The organism is Shewanella sp. CG12_big_fil_rev_8_21_14_0_65_47_15 (assembly GCF_002783505.1).
Taxonomy (GTDB): domain Bacteria; phylum Pseudomonadota; class Gammaproteobacteria; order Enterobacterales; family Shewanellaceae; genus Shewanella.
In genome coordinates this window covers 1-20,264 of sequence record NZ_PFGL01000016.1, presented here as the reverse complement: position 1 = coordinate 20,264, position 20,264 = coordinate 1, and the positions used below count along the sequence as shown (strand labels likewise).

18 protein-coding genes and 1 pseudogene are annotated in these 20,264 nt (G+C 48.2%); 14 read left to right on the top strand and 5 right to left on the bottom strand.

Translation table 11 applies throughout. The annotated features are described in order from the left end of the window. Nucleotides 1–254: 254 nt before the first annotated feature. Together COW15_RS04180 and COW15_RS04175 are read right to left on the bottom strand one after the other, a co-directional pair. Nucleotides 255–806: a hypothetical protein gene (locus COW15_RS04180; protein ID WP_293630264.1), complete on the bottom strand. Its 552-nt coding sequence runs from the start codon at nt 804–806 to the stop codon at nt 255–257. A gap of 196 nt (nt 807–1,002) precedes the next feature. Beyond that, the gene (locus COW15_RS04175; RefSeq protein ID WP_293630262.1) at nt 1,003–1,254 is read right to left on the bottom strand and encodes a DUF2999 family protein; all 252 of its coding nucleotides are present in this window, start codon (nt 1,252–1,254) and stop codon (nt 1,003–1,005) included. A gap of 398 nt (nt 1,255–1,652) precedes the next feature. Here COW15_RS04175 and katG point away from each other — a divergent pair, with 398 nt between their 5' ends. From katG to COW15_RS04150, 5 genes are all read left to right on the top strand, one after another. Continuing rightward, nucleotides 1,653–3,875 carry a catalase/peroxidase HPI gene (gene katG, locus COW15_RS04170; protein ID WP_293630260.1) on the top strand — a complete coding sequence of 741 codons (2,223 nt, stop codon included), beginning with the start codon at nt 1,653–1,655 and terminating at the stop codon, nt 3,873–3,875. A 195-nt stretch (nt 3,876–4,070) separates the two neighbouring features. Next, nucleotides 4,071–4,805: an arginine N-succinyltransferase gene (locus COW15_RS04165; protein ID WP_293630259.1), complete on the top strand. Its 735-nt coding sequence runs from the start codon at nt 4,071–4,073 to the stop codon at nt 4,803–4,805. A gap of 96 nt (nt 4,806–4,901) precedes the next feature. Beyond that, entirely contained in the window at nt 4,902–6,389 is a 1,488-nt protein-coding gene (locus tag COW15_RS04160) for an ATP-binding cassette domain-containing protein (RefSeq protein ID WP_293630257.1), read from the top strand. Between the two features lie 165 nt (nt 6,390–6,554). Next, the gene (locus tag COW15_RS04155) at nt 6,555–6,851 is read left to right on the top strand and encodes a DUF134 domain-containing protein (protein ID WP_293630255.1); all 297 of its coding nucleotides are present in this window, start codon (nt 6,555–6,557) and stop codon (nt 6,849–6,851) included. Beyond that, nucleotides 6,848–7,348 carry a NifB/NifX family molybdenum-iron cluster-binding protein gene (locus COW15_RS04150; protein WP_293630253.1) on the top strand — a complete coding sequence of 167 codons (501 nt, stop codon included), beginning with the start codon at nt 6,848–6,850 and terminating at the stop codon, nt 7,346–7,348. The genes COW15_RS04155 and COW15_RS04150 overlap by 4 nt, the downstream gene beginning before the upstream one ends. A gap of 8 nt (nt 7,349–7,356) precedes the next feature. Here COW15_RS04150 and COW15_RS04145 read toward each other — a convergent pair whose 3' ends face one another. Together COW15_RS04145 and COW15_RS04140 are read right to left on the bottom strand one after the other, a co-directional pair. Then, the gene (locus COW15_RS04145) at nt 7,357–7,701 is read right to left on the bottom strand and encodes a thioredoxin family protein (protein WP_293630252.1); all 345 of its coding nucleotides are present in this window, start codon (nt 7,699–7,701) and stop codon (nt 7,357–7,359) included. Between the two features lie 47 nt (nt 7,702–7,748). After that, nucleotides 7,749–7,989: pseudogene (locus COW15_RS04140) on the bottom strand (excalibur calcium-binding domain-containing protein). Nucleotides 7,990–8,344: 355 nt separating this feature from the next. Here COW15_RS04140 and COW15_RS04135 point away from each other — a divergent pair. Both COW15_RS04135 and COW15_RS04130 read left to right on the top strand, forming a co-directional pair. Next, the gene (locus COW15_RS04135) at nt 8,345–8,731 is read left to right on the top strand and encodes a PadR family transcriptional regulator (protein ID WP_293630251.1); all 387 of its coding nucleotides are present in this window, start codon (nt 8,345–8,347) and stop codon (nt 8,729–8,731) included. A 1-nt stretch (nt 8,732) separates the two neighbouring features. After that, the gene (locus COW15_RS04130) at nt 8,733–9,695 is read left to right on the top strand and encodes a hypothetical protein (RefSeq protein ID WP_293630249.1); all 963 of its coding nucleotides are present in this window, start codon (nt 8,733–8,735) and stop codon (nt 9,693–9,695) included. 3 nt (nt 9,696–9,698) lie between these two features. Here the strand turns inward: COW15_RS04130 and COW15_RS04125 are convergent, their stop codons facing one another. Continuing rightward, on the bottom strand, nt 9,699–11,693 hold the full coding sequence (locus COW15_RS04125; RefSeq protein ID WP_293630247.1) for a sensor domain-containing diguanylate cyclase: 1,995 nt from the start codon (nt 11,691–11,693) through the stop codon (nt 9,699–9,701). A gap of 430 nt (nt 11,694–12,123) precedes the next feature. On the opposite strand from COW15_RS04125, the gene COW15_RS04120 reads away from it, so the two are divergent. The 7 genes from COW15_RS04120 to COW15_RS04090 all read left to right on the top strand — a co-directional run bounded on the left by COW15_RS04120 (nt 12,124) and on the right by COW15_RS04090 (nt 20,061). Beyond that, a complete protein-coding gene (locus tag COW15_RS04120; protein ID WP_293630245.1) occupies nt 12,124–12,909 on the top strand; it encodes an ABC transporter substrate-binding protein in 786 nt (261 codons plus the stop codon). A 252-nt stretch (nt 12,910–13,161) separates the two neighbouring features. Next, on the top strand, nt 13,162–14,658 hold the full coding sequence (locus COW15_RS04115) for an alkaline phosphatase (protein ID WP_293630266.1): 1,497 nt from the start codon (nt 13,162–13,164) through the stop codon (nt 14,656–14,658). A gap of 40 nt (nt 14,659–14,698) precedes the next feature. Further along, complete coding sequence (locus tag COW15_RS04110; protein WP_293630244.1) at nt 14,699–16,336, top strand: alkaline phosphatase; 1,638 nt, start codon at nt 14,699–14,701, stop codon at nt 16,334–16,336. Nucleotides 16,337–16,477: 141 nt separating this feature from the next. Next, the gene (locus COW15_RS04105) at nt 16,478–17,206 is read left to right on the top strand and encodes a hypothetical protein (RefSeq protein ID WP_293630243.1); all 729 of its coding nucleotides are present in this window, start codon (nt 16,478–16,480) and stop codon (nt 17,204–17,206) included. Nucleotides 17,207–17,450: 244 nt separating this feature from the next. Next, entirely contained in the window at nt 17,451–18,293 is an 843-nt protein-coding gene (locus COW15_RS04100; protein WP_293630242.1) for an AraC family transcriptional regulator, read from the top strand. Between the two features lie 132 nt (nt 18,294–18,425). After that, complete coding sequence (locus COW15_RS04095; RefSeq protein WP_293630241.1) at nt 18,426–19,139, top strand: LysE family transporter; 714 nt, start codon at nt 18,426–18,428, stop codon at nt 19,137–19,139. A gap of 91 nt (nt 19,140–19,230) precedes the next feature. Next, the gene (locus COW15_RS04090) at nt 19,231–20,061 is read left to right on the top strand and encodes a hypothetical protein (RefSeq protein WP_293630240.1); all 831 of its coding nucleotides are present in this window, start codon (nt 19,231–19,233) and stop codon (nt 20,059–20,061) included. Nucleotides 20,062–20,264: the final 203 nt, after the last annotated feature.

Below are 20,264 nucleotides of genomic sequence, written 5' to 3'. Positions count from 1 at the left end.
AAGGGGCTTTCAACTCCGTTAGGGGCGTCTTGGAGCATCCAAGGAGGATAGGACGAGCAGTCCTCCTTGGTCGGGTGTGGGGTGAAGCCCCACGACCTTGATTCACCTCGGCCATAAGGCTGCAAATTAAGTGTAACAAGCTACTCATTGTTAAATTTGCAGAGCTAGGCTTATAAAAGGTATTCAGATTACTTGAATAGAGGAAATCGGACGTCCCTGTAAGGACGTCCCATAAAATTTACTCTAACCCCGCTTTAAAGTCGTGGATCACTGGATTGGCTATCGACTTGGCCTATCACACTAATATCACTCACGCTGGAGAGTGTGCCCCACTGTTGGATTGTCATCATGCCAGTGATTTCCTGCGCGCTAAAACTTAAGCGCAGACCATCTTTTCGGTATTCTGCGGGAAGATTTTTAGGCAGTATTTTTTGTCCGTTATCTGCCACTATGCCCCAAAACCCACCTTCTAAATTCATATATCTCACAGTGCCTTGAAGCATAATGCCATCTCCTTTAGCGATAATGTTGGTTTTATCTGAGGCCGGATTGGTTAAGGCGATCTGGGAGCGGTTTTTATCGCGTTCAACCTGTGGCTCTTCTGTGCCGACGGCTTTGGCGTCTATGGCTTTGGCTGCGATGGCTGGGGTATTTTGTGTGGCTGAGTCGTCAAGGTTTTGAGGGCTAGTCGTTGTGCCGCTTTCTGTTACTGCCGACTGTGGTGGTTGTGCTGGCGTTTGTTCATTGCAACCGATTAAACATAGCGTTAGCAAGAGGGACAGGGGGAGCGTTGTGATGGTGCGCATACAGAGTTCCTTTATGTAGCGATGCGTAATATACCCACTGTAACAGAACAGTTTGCTTAGGCGCGACAAGGTTTATATCTCTTTGGTAATCAAATATGCCGATTGTAAAGGTAAGGCTTTGAATGAGTATCAATTTTATGGATGAGCGGTAAGGGCAAGTTATGCTGCCCTTACCACTGGGCACGATAAATAAGGCTTATTGTTGCAGTTGCGCCTTGGCGGCTTCGACCTTGGCGAAGTCTAAGCCAAGCTCGAGTACGGCTTCTTTTATCAGGGCAGGGTTTTGCATCACCAGCGCCATCAGCTGTTGCAGTTTTTCAGGTGGGATCCCGAGTTGGCCAATAATGCCCATCGCCATCAAGGGATTATCGGTTAAAGCTTGAAAAAGCTCGTTAATTTTTTCATCGGTGACATTGTGTTCTTTTAAGATGGCAATAATCGGATTCATTGCAATACCCTATCGACGTTAACGGAAAACGGCCGCTATTTTATCACAGATAGCTCCGAGTAGTGGATGGGCAAATGGCCCATGATGTCATTGACTATCACCCTCAATACTCGTTTTTGCAGATACAGTATGGATTTCTGTAATAGCCAACTTTGTTAATGCTTTCATAAATTAACCAACACTAATCTGTTTTTGCGATTCCAATTATCGATTTTAATCGTTTCAAATACTTACAATCCTATCATTACACTGCAATTACGGTTGTGTTAACGGCATATGCAATTTTTGCCTCGAAACGACACCACTGAATGGATTGCTGTATGCCGTTAAGCAGCAAAAGGATGGCCCTGCTTTAACACGCATAAATGGGCCGAACAGGACGAAACTAGGTAACTATCATGAAAATTAACCCCCTTCCTACGCTATCGGCGTTAACCTTGGCTATGTCTCTCGCATTAGGGGCGGGAGCGGCCACTGCGCAAGAGCAAGTGACAGCTAATCAATTTTGGTGGCCTGAAAAATTAAACTTAAGCCCATTGCGTCAAAATGCGATTGAATCAAATCCTTATGGCAGTGATTACCACTACGCCGAAGCCTTTAAATCCCTAGATCTCGAAGCCGTTAAAAAAGATATCAAAGCCCTGATGACCGAACCTCAGGACTGGTGGCCTGCCGATTATGGTCACTATGGGCCTTTCTTTATTCGTATGGCGTGGCATAGCGCGGGTGTATACCGGATTTTTGATGGCCGAGGTGGCGCTGCCGGTGGTCAACAACGCTTCGAGCCATTAAATAGCTGGCCAGATAACGTGAACTTAGATAAGGCTCGCCGCCTGCTGTGGCCTATCAAGCAAAAATACGGTAGCAAGATTTCTTGGGGCGACTTAATGGTGCTCACGGGGAACGTGGCGCTGGAGTCTATGGGCTTTAAGACCTTTGGTTTTGCCGGTGGTCGTGTGGACGACTGGGAAGCGGAGCAGGTGAACTGGGGCTCAGAAAAAGCCTGGCTCGATAGCAAAAGACGCAATGAAAAGGGCGAGCTGGCTAAGCCGATGGGCGCGACCCAGATGGGCTTAATTTACGTCAATCCAGAAGGCCCGAATGGGGTGCCCGATCCCTTAGCCTCGGCGAAGGAAATTCGTGACACCTTTGGCCGTATGGCGATGAATGATGAAGAAACCGTTGCGCTTATTGCGGGTGGCCACACCTTTGGTAAGGCGCACGGCGCCCATGACCCCTCTAAATGTGTCGGTGCCGATCCCGCCGCCTCGGGGGTTGAGGCGCAAGGTTTAGGCTGGAAAAACAAGTGCGGTAAAGGCCACTCGGAAGATACAGTCACTAGTGGTTTAGAGGGGGCTTGGTCATCAAACCCAACCAAATGGACCATGGAATACTTAACTTGGCTGTATACCTTTGATTGGGTACAAACTAAGAGCCCTGCAGGCCATATCCAGTGGACCCCTGCCGACGGTAAGGCCGCAAATCTAGTGCCCGATGCGCATCTTCCGGATAAGCGCCATGCGCCTATGATGTTTACCAGTGATATCGCCCTGAAGGAGGATCCTATTTACCGCGAGATCACCACCCGTTTCCTTAACAATCCAAAGGAGTTTGAGCTGGCCTTCGCTAAGGCATGGTTTAAGTTAACGCACCGCGATATGGGGCCAAAGGCGAGATATTTAGGTGCCGATGTGCCAGCGGAAACCTTGATTTGGCAGGATCCTATCCCGGCAGTCGATCATCCGCTTATCGATAACGCCGATATTAAAGCCTTAGGGAATAAGATCTTAGCTTCGGGCTTAACGGTTCCCGAATTGGTGAGAACTGCATGGGCCTCGGCCAGCAGCTTCCGTGGTACCGATATGCGTGGCGGGGCAAACGGTGCGCGCATTCGTTTAGAACCTATGATGAGCTGGCAGGCGAACAATCCAAAAGAGTTGGCTAAGGTGCTGGCGAAGTTAGAGAAAGTCCAAAAAGACTTCAACCTTTCACTCAAAGGTGGCAAGAAGGTTTCTCTGGCCGATGTGATTGTTCTCGGTGGTAACGTGGCAATCGAGAAAGCGGCAAAAGAGGCGGGTGTGACGGTTGCAGTACCATTCACGCCTGGGCGTATGGATGCCACTCAGGCACAAACCGATGTGTCCTCCTTTGCGGTGCTTGAGCCAAAGGCCGATGGTTTCCGTAACTATTACTCTAAGGACAGCAGCTTGTCTCCCGCAGAGATGCTGATCGAGCGCGCCAATATGCTTAATTTGACCGTGCCGGAAATGACCGCGCTCGTTGGTGGTCTGCGTACCTTAGATGCGAACAGTGCTGGCGTGAAACACGGGGTGTTTACCGACAAGCCTGGCACCCTAAGCAATGACTTCTTCATTAACTTACTTGATATGTCGACCAGGTGGAGCAAGTCTGAGAAGCAAGAGGGTATCTACGAAGGACAAGATCGTAATAGCGGCAAACTCAAGTGGACCGCGACACCCGTCGACTTAGTCTTCGGTTCGCACTCAGAGCTGCGCGCCGTGTCTGAAGTCTATGGCGCCCAAGACGGTCAAGACAGATTCGTGCAAGACTTTATCAAAGCCTGGAATAAAGTAATGAACGCCGATCGCTTCGATATCTAAGCCGAATCGTCCCGCGGGTAAATCGTCCGAGGGTTAACTACTCAAGTCCATCTGTGCCCTGTGCGTGGGTGGACTTTTTATTATTTTGCCAAGAACAGTTTTTGGCTTCTCGGGCGTAGCTTGTTGGCCTTAGAAGTTTCCTTATCGCCCTTAGCCAAGTAGTATCGGGGAAATTTCTTTGCAGCGAATTATAAAATGATCCCAACATCTCACTCCCATCTGGCAATGCCTCAGCGCTACTCAGGCAAAAAACTTAACCTTTGGCAGCGGGGTTTTACCGGTGTCCAAGTCTTGTTGATGATACTGGTGACCATAGTGCTCACCATGGGGATCACCTTTTTTGTGGTTCGCAGTTATATCTTTCCTAAGCCGTTGACACCTGTGAGTTTATCGAGCAAAGAAGAGGCAAAGCTGGAGGATAAACTGAGTCAGTTAGGTTGGCAGCCGGAGCGCAGGGGCGCGAGTCATTTAAAGGATTCGGCTAAATCGTCCCCGAGTGACGATTTACAACCCGAACCCTACCGTGAGCGCGCTGAAGATCGGCAAGTGAGTTTCAGCGAGCGCGAAGTCAACGCCATTATTGGTCGCAACCCCGACTTTGCGCAGCGCATTGCTATTGATTTTTCGGATAATTTAGCAAGTGCCAAAATCCTAGTGCCGATCCCGCGGGACTTTCCTGTGATGGCGGGGGAGATTTTACGGGTCAATGCCGGACTCGATATCCACCTCGATACCAATCGCCGTCCGAGTGTGTCCTTGGTGGGCGTGAGCCTGATGGGCGTGCCTATCCCTAACGCTTGGCTAGGCAATATGAAGAATGTGAATCTTGTCAGTGAGTTCGGCGACAGAGGATTCTGGAATGCCTTTGCCGACGGCGTCGAAGATATTCAAATCCGCGAGGGCGAGTTGTATATCAAACTACGCTCTTAATCCGTTGTATGTCAGTCCCTTTGCATAAAGTCGAAGGGACAAAGATGATAACAGCTTGTTAGACTTGGATAAAAATAACCCCAAGGGACGTACCCAATGCAGCATCACACCACAGACTCACAGGCGATTGCCGTTAAAGGATTACGCTACGGCCGAGGCAATGAACTGTTAGTGGTTGAGGATTGGCAGTTAATGCCAGCGCAGCATTGGGCCATTTTTGCGACCGACAGCTATAGCGGCTCACTCCTAGGGCGGATTTTGGCGGGGGATATTCAGCCCGATGCGGGACAAATCACTGGGTTGCCATCACGAATCGGTTGGGTGTCACTCGGTTTGCAACAGGCGCTGCTCGAGCGGGAACTCGAAAAGGATGAACTGGATTACGGCTCGACGGTCGAGTCCCTCGTGCGGGAGTGCTGCCGCAGTGATGAACACTTGGCACCCATTCTACAGAAAGTCGAATTAACACATTTAAAACAGAGGGGATTTCGGCAGTTATCGACCGGAGAAACCCGTCGAGTGATGTTAGCCAGGGCGCTGGCGACTGAGCCTGAATTACTGATTTTAGATGATCCCTACGCAGGGCTGGATGTCGAGCATCAACTTAGCCTGTCGCAGTTGCTGGTTGAGGTTGCCGAACATACTCAGCTGCTTATCATCACCTCTCGCCAAGAAGAGTTACCGCCGTGTATTAGCCATGTGGCGCTGTTTAATAGTGAGATGCTCAAATCTGGACAGCATGTACATCAACTCAGTGCGCCCATGTCGATTGAGCAGTGGCATAATCACCCTGTGATGGCGCAGCTCAATGCGCTTTCGGCCAATCGCAGTGCCGAGCTGTTGGCGTTAATGGAGCGCCAACGCCACAATGCCGAAGCCTTTGATCCCTTAGTCGAGATTAAAAATGGCAAGGTGGAGTATGTGAGCGGCTTGATTTTTAAAGGTGTGAATTGGCGGATTAACGCGGGCCAACATTGGCAAGTGCGGGGACCAAATGGTTGCGGTAAGAGTACCCTGTTAGGGCTGATTTTGGGGGATCATCCCCAATGCTACAGTAATGACATTACCCTCTTTGGTCGCCCTCGCGGCAGCGGCGAGAGTATTTGGCAAATTAAACAACGGATTGGCATAGTGTCGTCTGCCCTGCATTTACAATACCGTGTCAGTTGCTCGGCATTAGATGTGCTGCTTTCAGGCTTTTTTGACTCCATTGGCCTGTACCATAAACCCACTAAACCTCAATTGGATCTGGCGAAGGAATGGCTGGCGATTTTACATATGAGTGAGTTTGCTAGCACGGGCTTTAAGCAACTGGATTATGGTCAGCAGAGGTTATTACTGATAGGTAGGGCCTTGATTAAACAGCCCTTACTGTTGATTTTGGACGAACCGTATCAGGGCTTAGATTTTATCAATCGCACCTTAGTGATGCGGGCCTTGGAGATGATTGCCGAGCATCATCTTAGCCAATTGCTGTATGTTTCCCACCATAGGGAAGATGCCTTACCTGCCATTAAAAACTTTGTCGATTTTATCAAGCAAGATAACGGCTATTCGGTTGAGATGAGTCATCGCTCTGCGTGATCGGTGAGTTGGCTCAAAGGATGCGAACCCCATAAAACCCTATGAGTAGATCTGTGATGATGCCCTCGGTTTATATGGAGGAAATGGCAATAATAGTTTCTGGCCTACGCCAGAAACTATTTAAGATGAGAAAGAGATGTTGCTTGCCCTTGAGGTGCAATCACGATGCCAAGACCCAAAAAATGCCGTCAATTATCAAGTTGTGTGCCCTGTAGCCTGTTCAAACCTAATGGCATACCGGCGGCCAACTTATCTCAAATCCTTTTAGCTGCCGACGAGTTTGAAGCCTTGGAGCTTGGTGATGTGCAGCGCCTAAGTCAGCTTGAGGCCGCTGCGCAAATGGGGATCTCGCGGCAAACCTTTGGTTATCTCCTCGCCAGTGCTCGCCAAAAAGTGGCGACCGCCATTACTCAAGGACTGGTGTTGAAATTACCGACTCCAACCGATAAGGACCTAGTATGATTATCGCCCTGCCTATTAGCCGTGGACGGCTTGCCAGCCATTTTACTAAGGCGCAGCAAGTCCATTTTTATGATGAAAATCATCAGCTGTTACTTTCTATCTCGAACCCCGCCCTTGGCGGCAATTGCCAAGATAAAAAAGCCTTGTTAGAGGCCATTCGCGCTCAGAACACCAATATTGTGGTGGTGCAACATATTGGCGAGCGTATGTTAGGTAAGTTGCTCGATGCGGGGATTAGTGTGAGCCGAGGGGATAATCAACTCTCGATAGTCACTCTGCTCGCCCAGAGTAAAGAGGTGAATTTGCGCTTAACCCAGGCATCACAGGGGCGCACATCCCTTAAGCATTTAGCCAAGGGCGGATGCTGCGGTGCTAAAGGGAGTTGTGGTTGCGGCGGTAAGGCAAATCAAACTATCACGAGCCTTACTCAAGCACCGCCAACTTTTACCTTAGGCAAGCCCATCGCATACAGTGGCTTCAGACCATTACCAAAATAGTAATGGCGTTATTCTTCATCCATTAATTCATAGGGGCGAGCAATCGCCTCTTTGAGATCACTTAGCGAAAATACCTTTGAAAACCGCCCAAAGGGCTTGCCATAAAATACCGATTCCACCACGGGTAAACTAAAAACGTGGTATCTTGCGGCAATCTCGACTTGAGCCTCACAGTCGATATAGGCCAGCAACATCTTAGGGAAATTCTTGGCCAACATGGCGGCGATGTGCGGTTTTAAAGCCTGACACACGCCACAACTTGGCGCCCCAAATAATAACACGGCGGCATGTTGCTTAAGCAGGGCCTCGAGTTGCTCTGGCGATTCAATATAATGGATTGCGGTTGTAGACATGGTTTATCTTCGCTAATCTCTGTTTAAACCTGCTGAAAATCATGGGATTAACCGCACCACTGGCGCTCGCAGGGAATGCCATCGCCGTTACCATCCATTTGTGTATTTGGGCAGTGATTAATGTAAAAAGTCGCTTCGGCACAGGAGCGCATATGGCTGCAATGGGTTTTGCCCGTTTCACATTGAAATGTGAATAAACACATCTTGGGCAGCATTTTTATCGGGCTGAATAAAGCCAAATCCCTTTTCATCGTTCCAGCGTACCAGCACGCCTCTATCCATAAGCATTTTCTATGTCCTTAATGTATGCCGTTTTGCAGATACAGCCGATCTTAGGCTAATAAGTCAGCGATTCAATAGTGACTGCTAAGTTACTCAAGCATCGAAAGTTTTGCAATTTTTTATCTTAGCTTTGCTTATCTATAAGTCATTCGCTTTGGGTGTATGACGGCGGGGAGACTTGAGTTGTGTGCGGCAGAGATTGGCATTTTTCTAAATTCAATACAAACAATGGTTTGTATCTATTTTAAACAAAATGAATAAAAACTGTGCATTAAAACTTGCATTATTACTGTGTGCTGCATAGTATTTGCTGTGTGGCACACAGTGTGTGTGACACAGTGTTAAGAATAGGAATTCGACCATGACAAGTTCACAGCTAGTCAAAATGCGACTCGAGTTGCGCCGTGGAGTATTAGTGTTGGCGGTACTGGGATTATTAAAACAACCCCACTACGGTTATTCGCTCCGCAAACAGTTGCAGGACGGCGGTATCGATATTGACGAAGGGACGCTGTATCCCTTAGTACGCCGCCTAGCCGATCAAGGATTGTTGGATAGTGAGTGGCGCCAGGCCGAAGGGCGTGAGCGTCGTTATTACCAATTGTCATCGTTGGGGGCTGAGTTGCTCAGTCAACTGACCGATGAATGGCAGCAACTTAATGGCGCCTTGGCTTTTTTGCTGGAGCAAAGTGCTGACACTAATGGCTCAGATATGAACAGCCTAGACGAGAGTGCAGAGGAGATTTGATATGGAATTAGTCGATCGCTATATCGCCGCGGTGCAGCGTGAATTGCCCGAGAACAAACGTCAGGAAATTGGCCGTGAATTAAAAGCCAATATCTGCGACCAATTGGATGCCCTCTCTGAACAAGGTGAATTAACTGAGTCACAAGTTGCCGCCGTGCTAAAGCAAATGGGCCATCCCTGTAAGGTCGCACAGCAATTTGTCCCATCAGTGCCTATTATCGCCTCTGAGGATATTCCGCTGTTTAAACATACCCTGTTTATGGTGCTCGGCGTGTTGTTTGTGCTGCAGGTTGTGGGCGGTACGACACAATGGCTGGGCTCGACAGAGGGGAGTCTATTTAGATTTATCCAACATCTCGCCAGTGGTTTTATCGGCGATGCTTGCCTTGCCTTTACCGCGATTGGCTTGTCCTTTTGGAGCTTTTCGGCTCAGGGAAAACCGATTTCCGGCAGTAATTGCCAAAAATGGCAGCCGCAGAATTTGCCAAAGGTCGGCCCAGGTTGGCAGCATATTAGTTTAAGTGATGTGTTTGTCGATCTGGCGACCTATCTCTTCCTTTTGCTAGTGATCTGGTGCTCAGTGTGGATGAGTAGCGAGCAATTAGCCGCGCGCACTGTGATTTTTAGCGCCAATGCTCAGCAATGGCTGCAATGGTTTAGCCCTATTATTCTGCTGTCTATGGGTAATAGTATGTGGCAATTACGCCGCCGAGTGTGGACCAGTGAATTGTTACTGGCAAATATGGGGATCAATCTTGCTTATGCCTCGTTCTTAGTCTTTCTGGCCTTTAGTTCGCCACTATTACAAAACCAAGTACAGAGTCAAGGTGCTGAATTTCAAGGGGTATTTACACTGCTGCAGTTAGAGCAATGGCTAAGTTATAGTCTAGTGATTACCGCTATGTTCCCTGGCTATGAGGTGATCCGCGATGGGCTGCGTTGGCGCAAACTCGCATACAAGTAAGGCCTAACCTAGGCTCTGCAGGTGAGTTTTATTGTTTTTTTTCATCGAGTACATGGCCTGATCCGCATGATTGATCAGGCTTTTTACATCTGTGCCATCCTCAGGATAAACCGCCGAGCCTATGCTGGCACCTATATGTATTAAGTGGCCGCTAATGGTGTATGGCTTAGTGACTGCATTGACAATTTTTTCCTGTAATATCTGCACGTTTTCGGCATGGGGTAAGTGTTCCAGCAAAATGACAAATTCATCACCGCCGAGGCGGGTGATGGTATCGATTTGCCGAATGGCAGAGGAGAGTCGTTTCGCCACTTGCTGTAGCAGTCTATCGCCGACATCGTGACCAAATTGATCATTTATCGGCTTAAAGTTATCTAAGTCCAAAAACAATATGGCAAAAATCCCTTTCGTTCGTTGGACATGCACTATGGCTTGTTCGAGCTTAGTGTGGAACAGTACGCGATTGGGCAGATTGGTTAGGGCGTCGTGGTGGGCGATATGGCGCAGGTATTCTTCCTCTGCCTTACGCTCGGAAATATCTGTGATGACGATGACAAAATGAGTGAGCAGATCCTGATCATTGCGTACCGTATTGATATGTAAACTGAGTGAAAGTTTATCGCCCAATAGCGTTTCCTTTAGGATTTCACCTTGCCATTGTTCACCCTGCTGTAGCAGGTTTAGCATAGCTTGGTAAGCGTCTTCAGTTTCATGTCCACTATTGATAAAACGTGCCGCATCCCCCTGTAAATGTTGTTGGGTAAAGCCTGTGATATCAGTAAATGCTTGATTGGTAGAAATAATATTTAGTTGTGGATCGGTGATAATGATGCCATCGGTGCTGGCATTAAATACGGTCGCTGCGAGTCTAAGTTTATCTTCGGCCTGTTTGCTGGCACTTAAATCCATAAAATATGCCACGCCTTCCCGATCACTCCCATTTAAGAAACTGGCCCCTAGCATCACAGGGATTAAGGCGCCGTTCTTGCTGATCAGTTGTTTTTCATATTGTTGGCAGTGGCCAAATTGCGCCAACTCGGCAAGGGCGATGGCATCTCTTGCTTCACATTCCGGCGGTGTGAGTGAGCGCCAGTTGATTAGGCCCGAGGTTAAGTCCGCGCGGTCAAAATTGAGCATCATGAGGAAGTGATCATTAGCATCCTGGATGCTGCCATCTAGCTGCCATGAAATAATGCCAATAGTGTTAGAGTTTTTCAGGCTGCTAAAACGAGATTCACTCATGAGCAGCAGTTGTTCAGACTTAGCAATATTGTGGATGATCTGCCGACTGGCAAAGATAACAATGCCGATAAATAGCAGGAGTGTGCCAAGGCTAAGCAACCAGGTCATTTGCTTTACCCAGCGGGCTCCTTCACTGAGGATCGCAGAGAAGGCGATTTCGAGGCGTAGTAACTCATCATTGGCCTCAATCAACTGTTGACGATACTGTGCAAGAATTTCGGGTCTACCACCAAATTGGTTGATTTCATTACGTATATTTTCAGCGAGCTGCATTACAGACTCAAAACGTTCGTCGGCTAAGCCCCACAACTGAACCGCTTGTTGCATATGAGGTGTCGAGTGGAAGTGGTGGAAAAACCAAATGAGCGATTCGGTATCCCGTTCGTCATTGAGGCCTTGCATAAAACCGAGTTTGGCGGCTTGTTCATCGACAGGGACCGAGAGTAAGGCCTGACGGGCCTTATAATCGCCCAGGATAACGCTAGTTGCGCCGAGGTAGCGGTGGTAGTTCACTTCGTCTTTATTATAGGAATAGTATGTGAGGTAAAAGATGGCATCTTTTTGCGCCTTGGCCCACAAACCTTCGCCACGGACATAGGTGCGTACACCATCAAAAATGCTGCCTTGAAGATACACTAGTGTGGCTAAAATGATGCAGATCCCTACAAACATTCCTATGATTAATAATACTTTAGCAACGGTTGAACGGGATCTTTGCCGTAGTATCGCTAAGCTGTTAGCAAGCTTGGTTCTCATGCTTACTCCCCGTGATCCATGCATTGCCACCACTTCCAAAGGGGCAATTGAGTGGGAGGTAAGCTGCATTGGCCGCGGCCATAGAGAACTATTGGGATTTTCATCTGTTCCTTAGATTGATTCTTTTTAACATACAAAAGCGTGTTATGTTTTTGTTAGTAAAGGGTATTTCCATCTATGGCATGAATGTCCATATCGATGCTTTAATCCGCACTTATGCTTTCAAGTTAAACCAATACAGTATAGTCATAGTAGGGCTTGGCATTGGAATGATTTCCGTGTTAGCGGGATAGCTGTCACTGGAATTTTGCCTCCAAGTTTAAACCGCCGAGCGAGAGCGATTTAACTTGCTGGCGAGTGTTGATGTAAGCGTTCTGAGCTATGCTAAAAGCTAGGTAGCATCTACATGTTTTATAAGAGGAACATCACTTTGTCACACCCAATTAACCACATATGGTTTGCTCTAGTTTGTGGATGTTTAGTCACCATACTCTTCGCGGTGGAGGCACTATCGGCTCCCTTACCTAAGGTGTTGCGCGCCGATTTTCGGCATAGACCGCCCGAAATGGTGCTAGACGAGCAGCACAATCGGATGACGGGGCCGGTTAAGGATATCCTCGAAGAAGCGGCGGCTAAGGTTGGATATCGCATCGAATGGACCGCTCGCCCCTTTGCCCGCAGCCTGTATGAGTTGCAGGTGGGGATGGTCGATATAGTACCTCGCACGATACGAACTCCAGAGCGAGAGGCATTTATCCATTTTCTTGGCCCTATCGCGATTCAGGAGCGGGATATTCTGTTCCTCGTCAAAGCGGGTGAGGAGGCGCGGATTAAATCCTATGAAGATTTATATAAGGTTACCGTGGGGGTTAAGCGGCGAACGGTTTATTTCGAACGCTTTGATGGGGATCTGGCACTGAATAAAGTGGAATCTATCGATGATGAAAACATGGCACGCATGTTTATCATGGGGCGTTTCGATACTATGGCCGTGCTCGATCGCGCCGCCATTGAGAGTGCTCTCACTCAGTTAGCGTATGATCGTTTTAGTTATGCCGATTTTAGGCAGCAGAATCGGATTGAGCATTATTTTGGCATGTCCAGCAAATCCCCCCATCTGGCCATTTTCGCTGCCCTTAATCAAGCACTGCTTGAAATGGCTGCTTCTGGTCGTGTTAAGCAGATTTACCACTCCTATGGCTTAGTTGCGGAATGAGAATAGGCACAGCCGAGTCTGTGCAATAGTACGCAAGCCACACGTTATTATTGAATACCTTTTGATACATCACGTTTATGCTGGTGGTCAAACTTAACGTCTTGCATCTTGTTAGTTGAAATAAATCTGACATTTAGCCGCAATAAAACCGCCATTCAAATCACACCTATTCGTCACATAAATGCCTGAAAATCGGGTCGCCTCTACAGGGAATACCCTCATACACTCAATAATAAATCGGTGATGAACGTGATGAATATTAAACGGATCGCTGCAGCCATTTCATGCAGCTTAATGACGGTTGTGGCCCATGCTGCAGTCCTGCCCGCAACGCAAACAGACAGCCAATGGTTTAAAGACAGTGCGGCAAATGTCGCGGCTAAAGCGCAGGTTGAAACCAAGAAAACCGCTAAAAATGTGATTCTATTTGTCGGTGACGGCATGGGCGTGTCGACGCTAACGGCAGCCCGTATTCTGCAAGGGCAGGAGCAAGCCGACAACCAAGGCGGCGAAGAAAATTTCTTAAGTTTCGAACAGTTCCCCCACACGGCGTTAGTGAAAACCTATAACACTAACCAACAAACGCCAGATTCTGCGGGCACTATGACAGCCATGGCAACGGGCGTTAAAACCAAGGCGGGTATTATCTCTATTTCAGATACCAGCTTACGTGGTAACTGTTTGTCTTCAAAAGGCAATGAACTCGTTTCTCTGGTCGACCTTGCTAATGCCAAAGGCTTATCGACAGGGATTGTTACTACTGCCCGTTTAACCCACGCCACGCCAGCGGCAACCTATGCCAAATCACCTGAGCGCGATTGGGAAGGCGATTTCAACTTACCTGCCGAAGCGGTGGCGAACGGTTGTACCGATATCGCCAGCCAATTGGTGATGCGCGATGAAGCTAATTCGTTAACTGTGGCATTAGGTGGCGGCCGTAGTTACTTCCTCCCAACGACAGTGACAGATGGCGAGAACAAAGCCGGTAAACGTAAAGACGGCAAAGACTTAACCAAAGCTTGGGTCGATAACTTCAGCAAATCTGCCTATGTGTGGGACAAAAAAGGCTTCGACGCCATTGATGCCGCCAACACAGATCACTTACTCGGCCTATTCAATCCATCGCACATGGAATATGAAGCAGACCGCGCCGATGACGTAGCTGGTGAGCCATCACTAACTGAAATGACCGCCAAATCCCTCGACATATTGAAGAAGAACGATAAAGGTTATTTGCTGATCGTTGAATCTGGCCGTATCGACCATGGCCACCATGCGGGCAATGCGAGCCGTGCGCTGACCGATGCGGTTGAATTATCTAATGCAGTGAAAGCGGCAATGGATGCAACCAGCAGCGACGATACCTTGATCATGGTAACAGCGGATCACAGCCATGTGTTCACTATCGCAGGCTATCCAGAACGCGGTAATCCTATCTTAGGTTTAGTGCACGATGTGGGCGGTTCATTGGCTTTAGCGAATGACAACAAGCCTTACACCACGCTGGCTTATACCAACGGCCCTGGTGCTGTGGTGGGTGTGCGTGACGACTTAACCTCAGTCGATACGCAAGATAAAGATTTTATGCAACAAGCGCTTATCCCAATGGAAAGTGAGACTCACGCCGGTGAAGACATCAGCCTACATGCCAGAGGTCCAGGTTCGGATCTGGTTCAGGGCGTGATTGAGCAGAACGTGATCTTCCACATTATCAACCAAGCGCAGCAGCTTGGCGGCACTAAGTACTAATCCCGAATTAGTTACTGAGTCCTCACTTTTGGAGCAAAAAATGAATAAGAAATTACTAGTAGTCGCGATTTCAGCCATGCTGGGTTTAGCCGCATGCGGTAGCGATGGTGATAACGGTGCCGCGGGCACTCCGGGTAGCAATGGATCAAATGGGTCTAACGGTAGCAATGGCAAAGATTGGACTGCTGTGAATCAGTGGTATGTCGATGCCCAAGCTCGCGTGACCAAAGCCGAAGGCTTAACGGTTAACAATGATGTGGGCGCCGCTAAAAACCTGATCCTGTTTGTGGGTGACGGTATGGGTGTATCAACCATTACCGCCGCACGTATTTTAGAAGGCCAGCTAAAAGGCAAAACGGGTGAAGAAAACTCGTTATCTTTCGAAACTTTGCCCTATGTGGGTCTTTCTAAAACCTATAACGTCGACGGCCAAACGCCGGATTCTGCAGGCACTATGTCGGCGATGATGACAGGGGTTAAAACTGACGTAGGCGTGATTTCACAGGCTGAAGGCGTAGTACGTGCTAACTGTGCTTCGACTAAAGATCAAAACTTAGTGACATCACTCGAGCTTGCCGCAATGGCGGGAATGGCAACGGGTGTGGTAACAACGGCGCGTTTAACCCACGCAACCCCTGCGGCGACTTACGCCCATGTGCCAGAACGTGATTGGGAAGCCGATTCAAATCTACCAGCCGAAGCTGTGACTAACGGCTGTAAAGATATCGCCGCGCAAATGCTCGACTTTAACTACGGCAGCGGTCTTAACGTGATGTTGGGTGGTGGTCGCCGTAGCTTTATTCCTAAGACGACCATTGATCCAGAAGGTAAAGCCGGTAAGCGTAACGACGGTCGCGACCTCACAACCGAGTGGATGAGCAAATACACTAACGCCGCTTACGTGCAAGACAGAGATGGTTTCCTCGGTGTGGATGCGGCAAGCACAGATCATTTGCTTGGCCTATTCAACTCATCGCACATGGAATACGACTACGATCGCACCGAAGCGGGCGTGACTGGCGAGCCATCACTGGCGGAAATGACGGCTAAGTCGATTGATATTCTGAAGAAAAACTCAAAAGGCTTCGTGCTGATCGTTGAAGCTGGCCGCATCGACCACGCTCACCATGCAGGTAACGCGGCGCGTGCGCTGTATGATACTGTGGCATTGTCTGAAGCGGTACGTGTGGCGATGGAAAAAACCTCGGCCAACGATACCTTGTTAATGGTCACAGCGGATCACAGCCATGTGTTCACCATTGCAGGTTATCCAACCCGTGGTAACCCTATCCTAGGTTTAGTGAAGTCAAACGACGCCAATGGCGTTGCTGAAGTGACTAACTCTACCGATGCTAACGGTCTGCCATATACCACAGTCGGTTACGCTAACGGCATGGGCTATGCGTCATTAGCGACAGGTGGCGATGAGCGTTACAACTTCCCTGTGGACGCAGGTCGTAAGGACTTGAACTTTGTTGATACCCAAAGCGCCGGATTCCACCAAGAAGCCCTAGTGCCATTAAGCGATGAGACCCATGCTGGGGAAGATGTGGCGATTTTCGCCCGCGGCCCAAGTTCGGATCTTATCCAAGGTACGGTTGAGCAGAACCACATTTTCCACGTGATGAACCGCGCGGCAAATTTAGTGGCTAAAGCTGAAGCGGCTGCGGTTAAGTAAGAAATAGTGCAGTAATAGTTGAGTAAAAGCAGTGCTGATGGATGGCATATGTCATCCATCGGCCTTTAGCCTAACGATTTAACATCCCAAAGCGTTTACAAAAGCTTAAGTGTTTACTCTGTTCAGCAAGTGAGAAGTCTAATGAAAAACCGTCTATTGGCTCTAATGTTATCCAGCTTAGTTCTGCCAAATATTGCTATGGCAGCGCAAGAGGCTCAGTGTCCAACGCTACAAGCCGAGCATTTAAAGGCTCAATATCAAGTGACCGATGGCAAGGGCCAGCAATGGCAAATGACCCTCATCCGTAATGGACAAGACTTTATTATTCAGCGTGATGGTTCAACATTTGAACAATGGTCGAGCAATGGCGAGTACGTGCGTTATTTCCCCGCTGAAAAACGTTCTGTGACTTATCGCAAAGGTGATTTGCGCGCACTCAACATTCAGCACGATCGCGACCAGTTGTACCATGTAGTATCGCCCGCATTGCCAACACATATGACCAAGACACAAGCTAAGCAAGAGGCGTGTTTTGCGACTCAAGGCTTTGAAGGTAAGGTTAACGGCTTAGAGAGTGAGCTGGTATGGATTAATGCCATCGGCCTGCCCGCTGAGTTTATCTTAGGTCAATCTCAACCGAATCTAGCCTACAAGCTGGTGGACGTAGAGCCATTTGATAGCGATGCTTTTGTGGTATTAACCCAAGATTATCAAGATATTGATTTTGCCGATGTGGGCGACAGTGAGTCCGATCCTTTTATCGCTAAGATGATCAACCAAGGCTTTATCGAGCATGGCAGCAGCGGTTTTTACAACAGCGAAGGCCAAGCGATTGAAGCCCAAGGCGGACACGGCAGTCATTCGCATTAATCGATATTAAGTGTAAGTGATACTGACGAGCCTAGCGCTTAACTTAAGCATCACCTTATTTATAAGCGCCCACAGAGTTGGGCGTTTTTGTTTTTCTTCAGCGCGAATCTATGCGCACATTCCAGCAAACGATATGGCTGCAATAATTTACTATTCCCGCGCTGACAATGAAGGCTAGAATGAACCTTAGTGGATTTGAGTTTCCCCAGTTTTTATGCTGATTTATAGGTAATAGCCGCGAGCGATGAGCACTGCAACACCCATTGAAAACATTAACTATTGGCGTCATCCCAGCTTATCAGGCATAGAACTGAGTCAGGCGGAATTCACGCATTTCAGTTTCGATAAACATGTGCATCTGGATTACCACTTAGGTGTGGTCACCCAAGGTGCGCAGCAGTTTGTGAATAAGGGCAGCAGTTACCAACTCGGTCAGCACAGTCTATCGACCTTAAACCCCGACGAAACCCACGATGGCCAGAGCCGTGATGCCGACGGTTATCGGGTGAAAGTCATGTCTATCCCCGTGGAATACATGAATGAAGTCAGCCAAGAACTGGGCTTGAAGGAGCACTTTTTCAGCGCGCCTATGGTGGATGACCCAACGCTTTATCAATATTTTATTCAGCTACACGAGCTATTAATTCAAAGCCAATGCAGTGCGCTTGCGGGTGAGTCCCACTTACTGAATTTTATTCATCTGCTGCTGGAGCGTTACCCGAGCGGTATTTCATCTGGCCTATCTAAACCGAATCAACCGCAGGGGTTATCTAAGTTGCAGGTGAGCTTAGTGAAACAGCGAATTCACGATGAGCCTTGGCATAATACTCAACTTGAAACCTTAGCCAATGAAGTGAATTTAAGTAAGTTTCAGTTTTTACGGCAATTTAAACAGGCGACAGGGATGACTCCCCATGCTTATCTCAAGCGGGTGCGTTTAGAGTTGGCGAAAAAGTCCTTAAGCCATGGCGCCTTAGTGGCGGATGTGGCGCAGCAATTCGGATTTTTCGATCAGAGCCATTTAAATAAAGCCTTTAAGCAGGCATTCCTATTATCGCCGGTGCAATTTCAGCGACGTATGCTCTAGTTTTTCCGTCTTTCGACGACTGATTCGAATAAAACAGAATAGTGCAATTTATTACAATTCAGTCCGGCGACAAATGGCCATACTGGCCGCCTCAGTTATCGTTTATCACCTTTTTTGCGGAGCCGCATCTCTATGGATTTATCTTTATTACTCACCTTGGCCGTGATCCACACGGTTGCCTTGATCAGTCCGGGACCCGATTTCGCTATTATGGTGAAGATTGCGACTCAGCAGCCTAGAGGCACGGCGATTGCCGCAGCCGTGGGAATTTCAATCGCCATTTTAGCCCACACGATTTTGAGCCTGACCGGTGTGAGTCTACTCATTAAGAGTTCGCACACTCTGTATCTCTTAGTGCAAATTGTGGGTGCATCTTACCTTGCTTGGATGGGGTTTGGTGCCCTGCGTGCAGGTCTTGCGATACTGGCCAAACGTAAAGCGAGTGCCAGAGTCCATGCAGGGACAAATGATGATGCTGTCATTAGCGCTGGTGACGTTGAAGGCGTGGCGTCTGTTGCTGGTGGCTTAGCTGGCGCTATGTCGCGTAGGCAAGGTTTTTTAACTGGGCTTTATACCAATTTATTGAATCCAAAAGCATTAGTGTTTTTCTTAACCCTGTTTTCGGCTTTGATTACGCCGACCGTTACGATTAGCACTAAAATTGCTGCCGCTATCTTGTTGTTATCGCTGTCACTGGCATGGTTTGGCTTTGTGGCGGTAATGCTTTCAAAGGCGCAGGTGCAACTAAAATTGCAGCGCCTAACGCCGATTATTGATGCGGTTATTGGGGTGATTTTTATGTCGGTGGCGCTGGCGATTTACGCCAACCTGTTGCTGACGGCTTAGTCTGGTGCAGAGCCCTAGGTTTTAGTCCTATGCACCTATGTTATGCTTGGTCTTTGGTCTCAGCAGAGACGTTTGGATGTAAGGGATAAAAATGCCACTCGCCTCACCATTAAAGGCAATAAAATTAGCTGTTTTCGGCCAAGCTAAACTAATGCAAATCGCATGTTATGTCGCCTTGATATTCGGTGCTATGGGGTTAAGTAGCGCAGTGAATGCGGCCGACGAGGCATTACCAAAGGAATATATTCCTCTGGTGCAAGGGCTTATCGATGCGGCTAAGGCAAATGATCCTGAGGCGATTGCCAAACGAGTGGCTTACCCACTTAAACGTGAATATCCGATCCCAGCGATTCAAAATATGCAGGAAATGGTTACACGTTTTGATCAAGTATTCGATTCACAGCTGCTTGAGCAGATTGCCAATTCTAAGGTTGAAGCCGATTGGCAGACTATGGGCTGGCGCGGGATTATGCTCGGCAGCGGTGTGGTGTGGCTAGATTTTGATGGCAAGATCATCGCCATTAACTATCAAACACCGGTAGAGGCAAAACTGAAAGCAGAGCTTATTGCTAAGCAAAAAACGGGATTACATGCGAGCGTGAGTGAGTTCGTGAGACCTGAGTTAGCATGGCAGACCGCTAAATTTACCATTAGTGTCGATAATATGGGCAACGATGAATATCGTTATGCTGCTTGGGCAAAGGGTAAGCCATTGAGTGAAAAGCCAGATTTAGTGCTGAATAAGGGCAAACTCGTATTCGACGGTAGCGGTGGGAATCATTCATTCCAATTTCGCAGCGGCCCATACCAATATCACTGTTATGTCACCGTCTTAGGCACCAGTGATAGCCCTCCAGGCGAGCTAGTGGTGTATAAAAATGACCAAGAAATACTCAAACAAGCCGTCATCAAAGCAGACTAGTCTCGTTTCCCTATCCCTATGAGTGAGATGTAAAGCAGCGACCCTAGGTGGATGGTTGCTGCTTTAGTAATCCTAACGACTTCCTTTAGCTAGAAGCTATTGCCCCAAAGTGGGTTTCGCAGTTCAAAAGGGGAATAGGCCAAGTAAAGCTTTACCTATAGAAAAGTTGATGGTTCGACTTAGAAGTTATGTATCCCATCTTT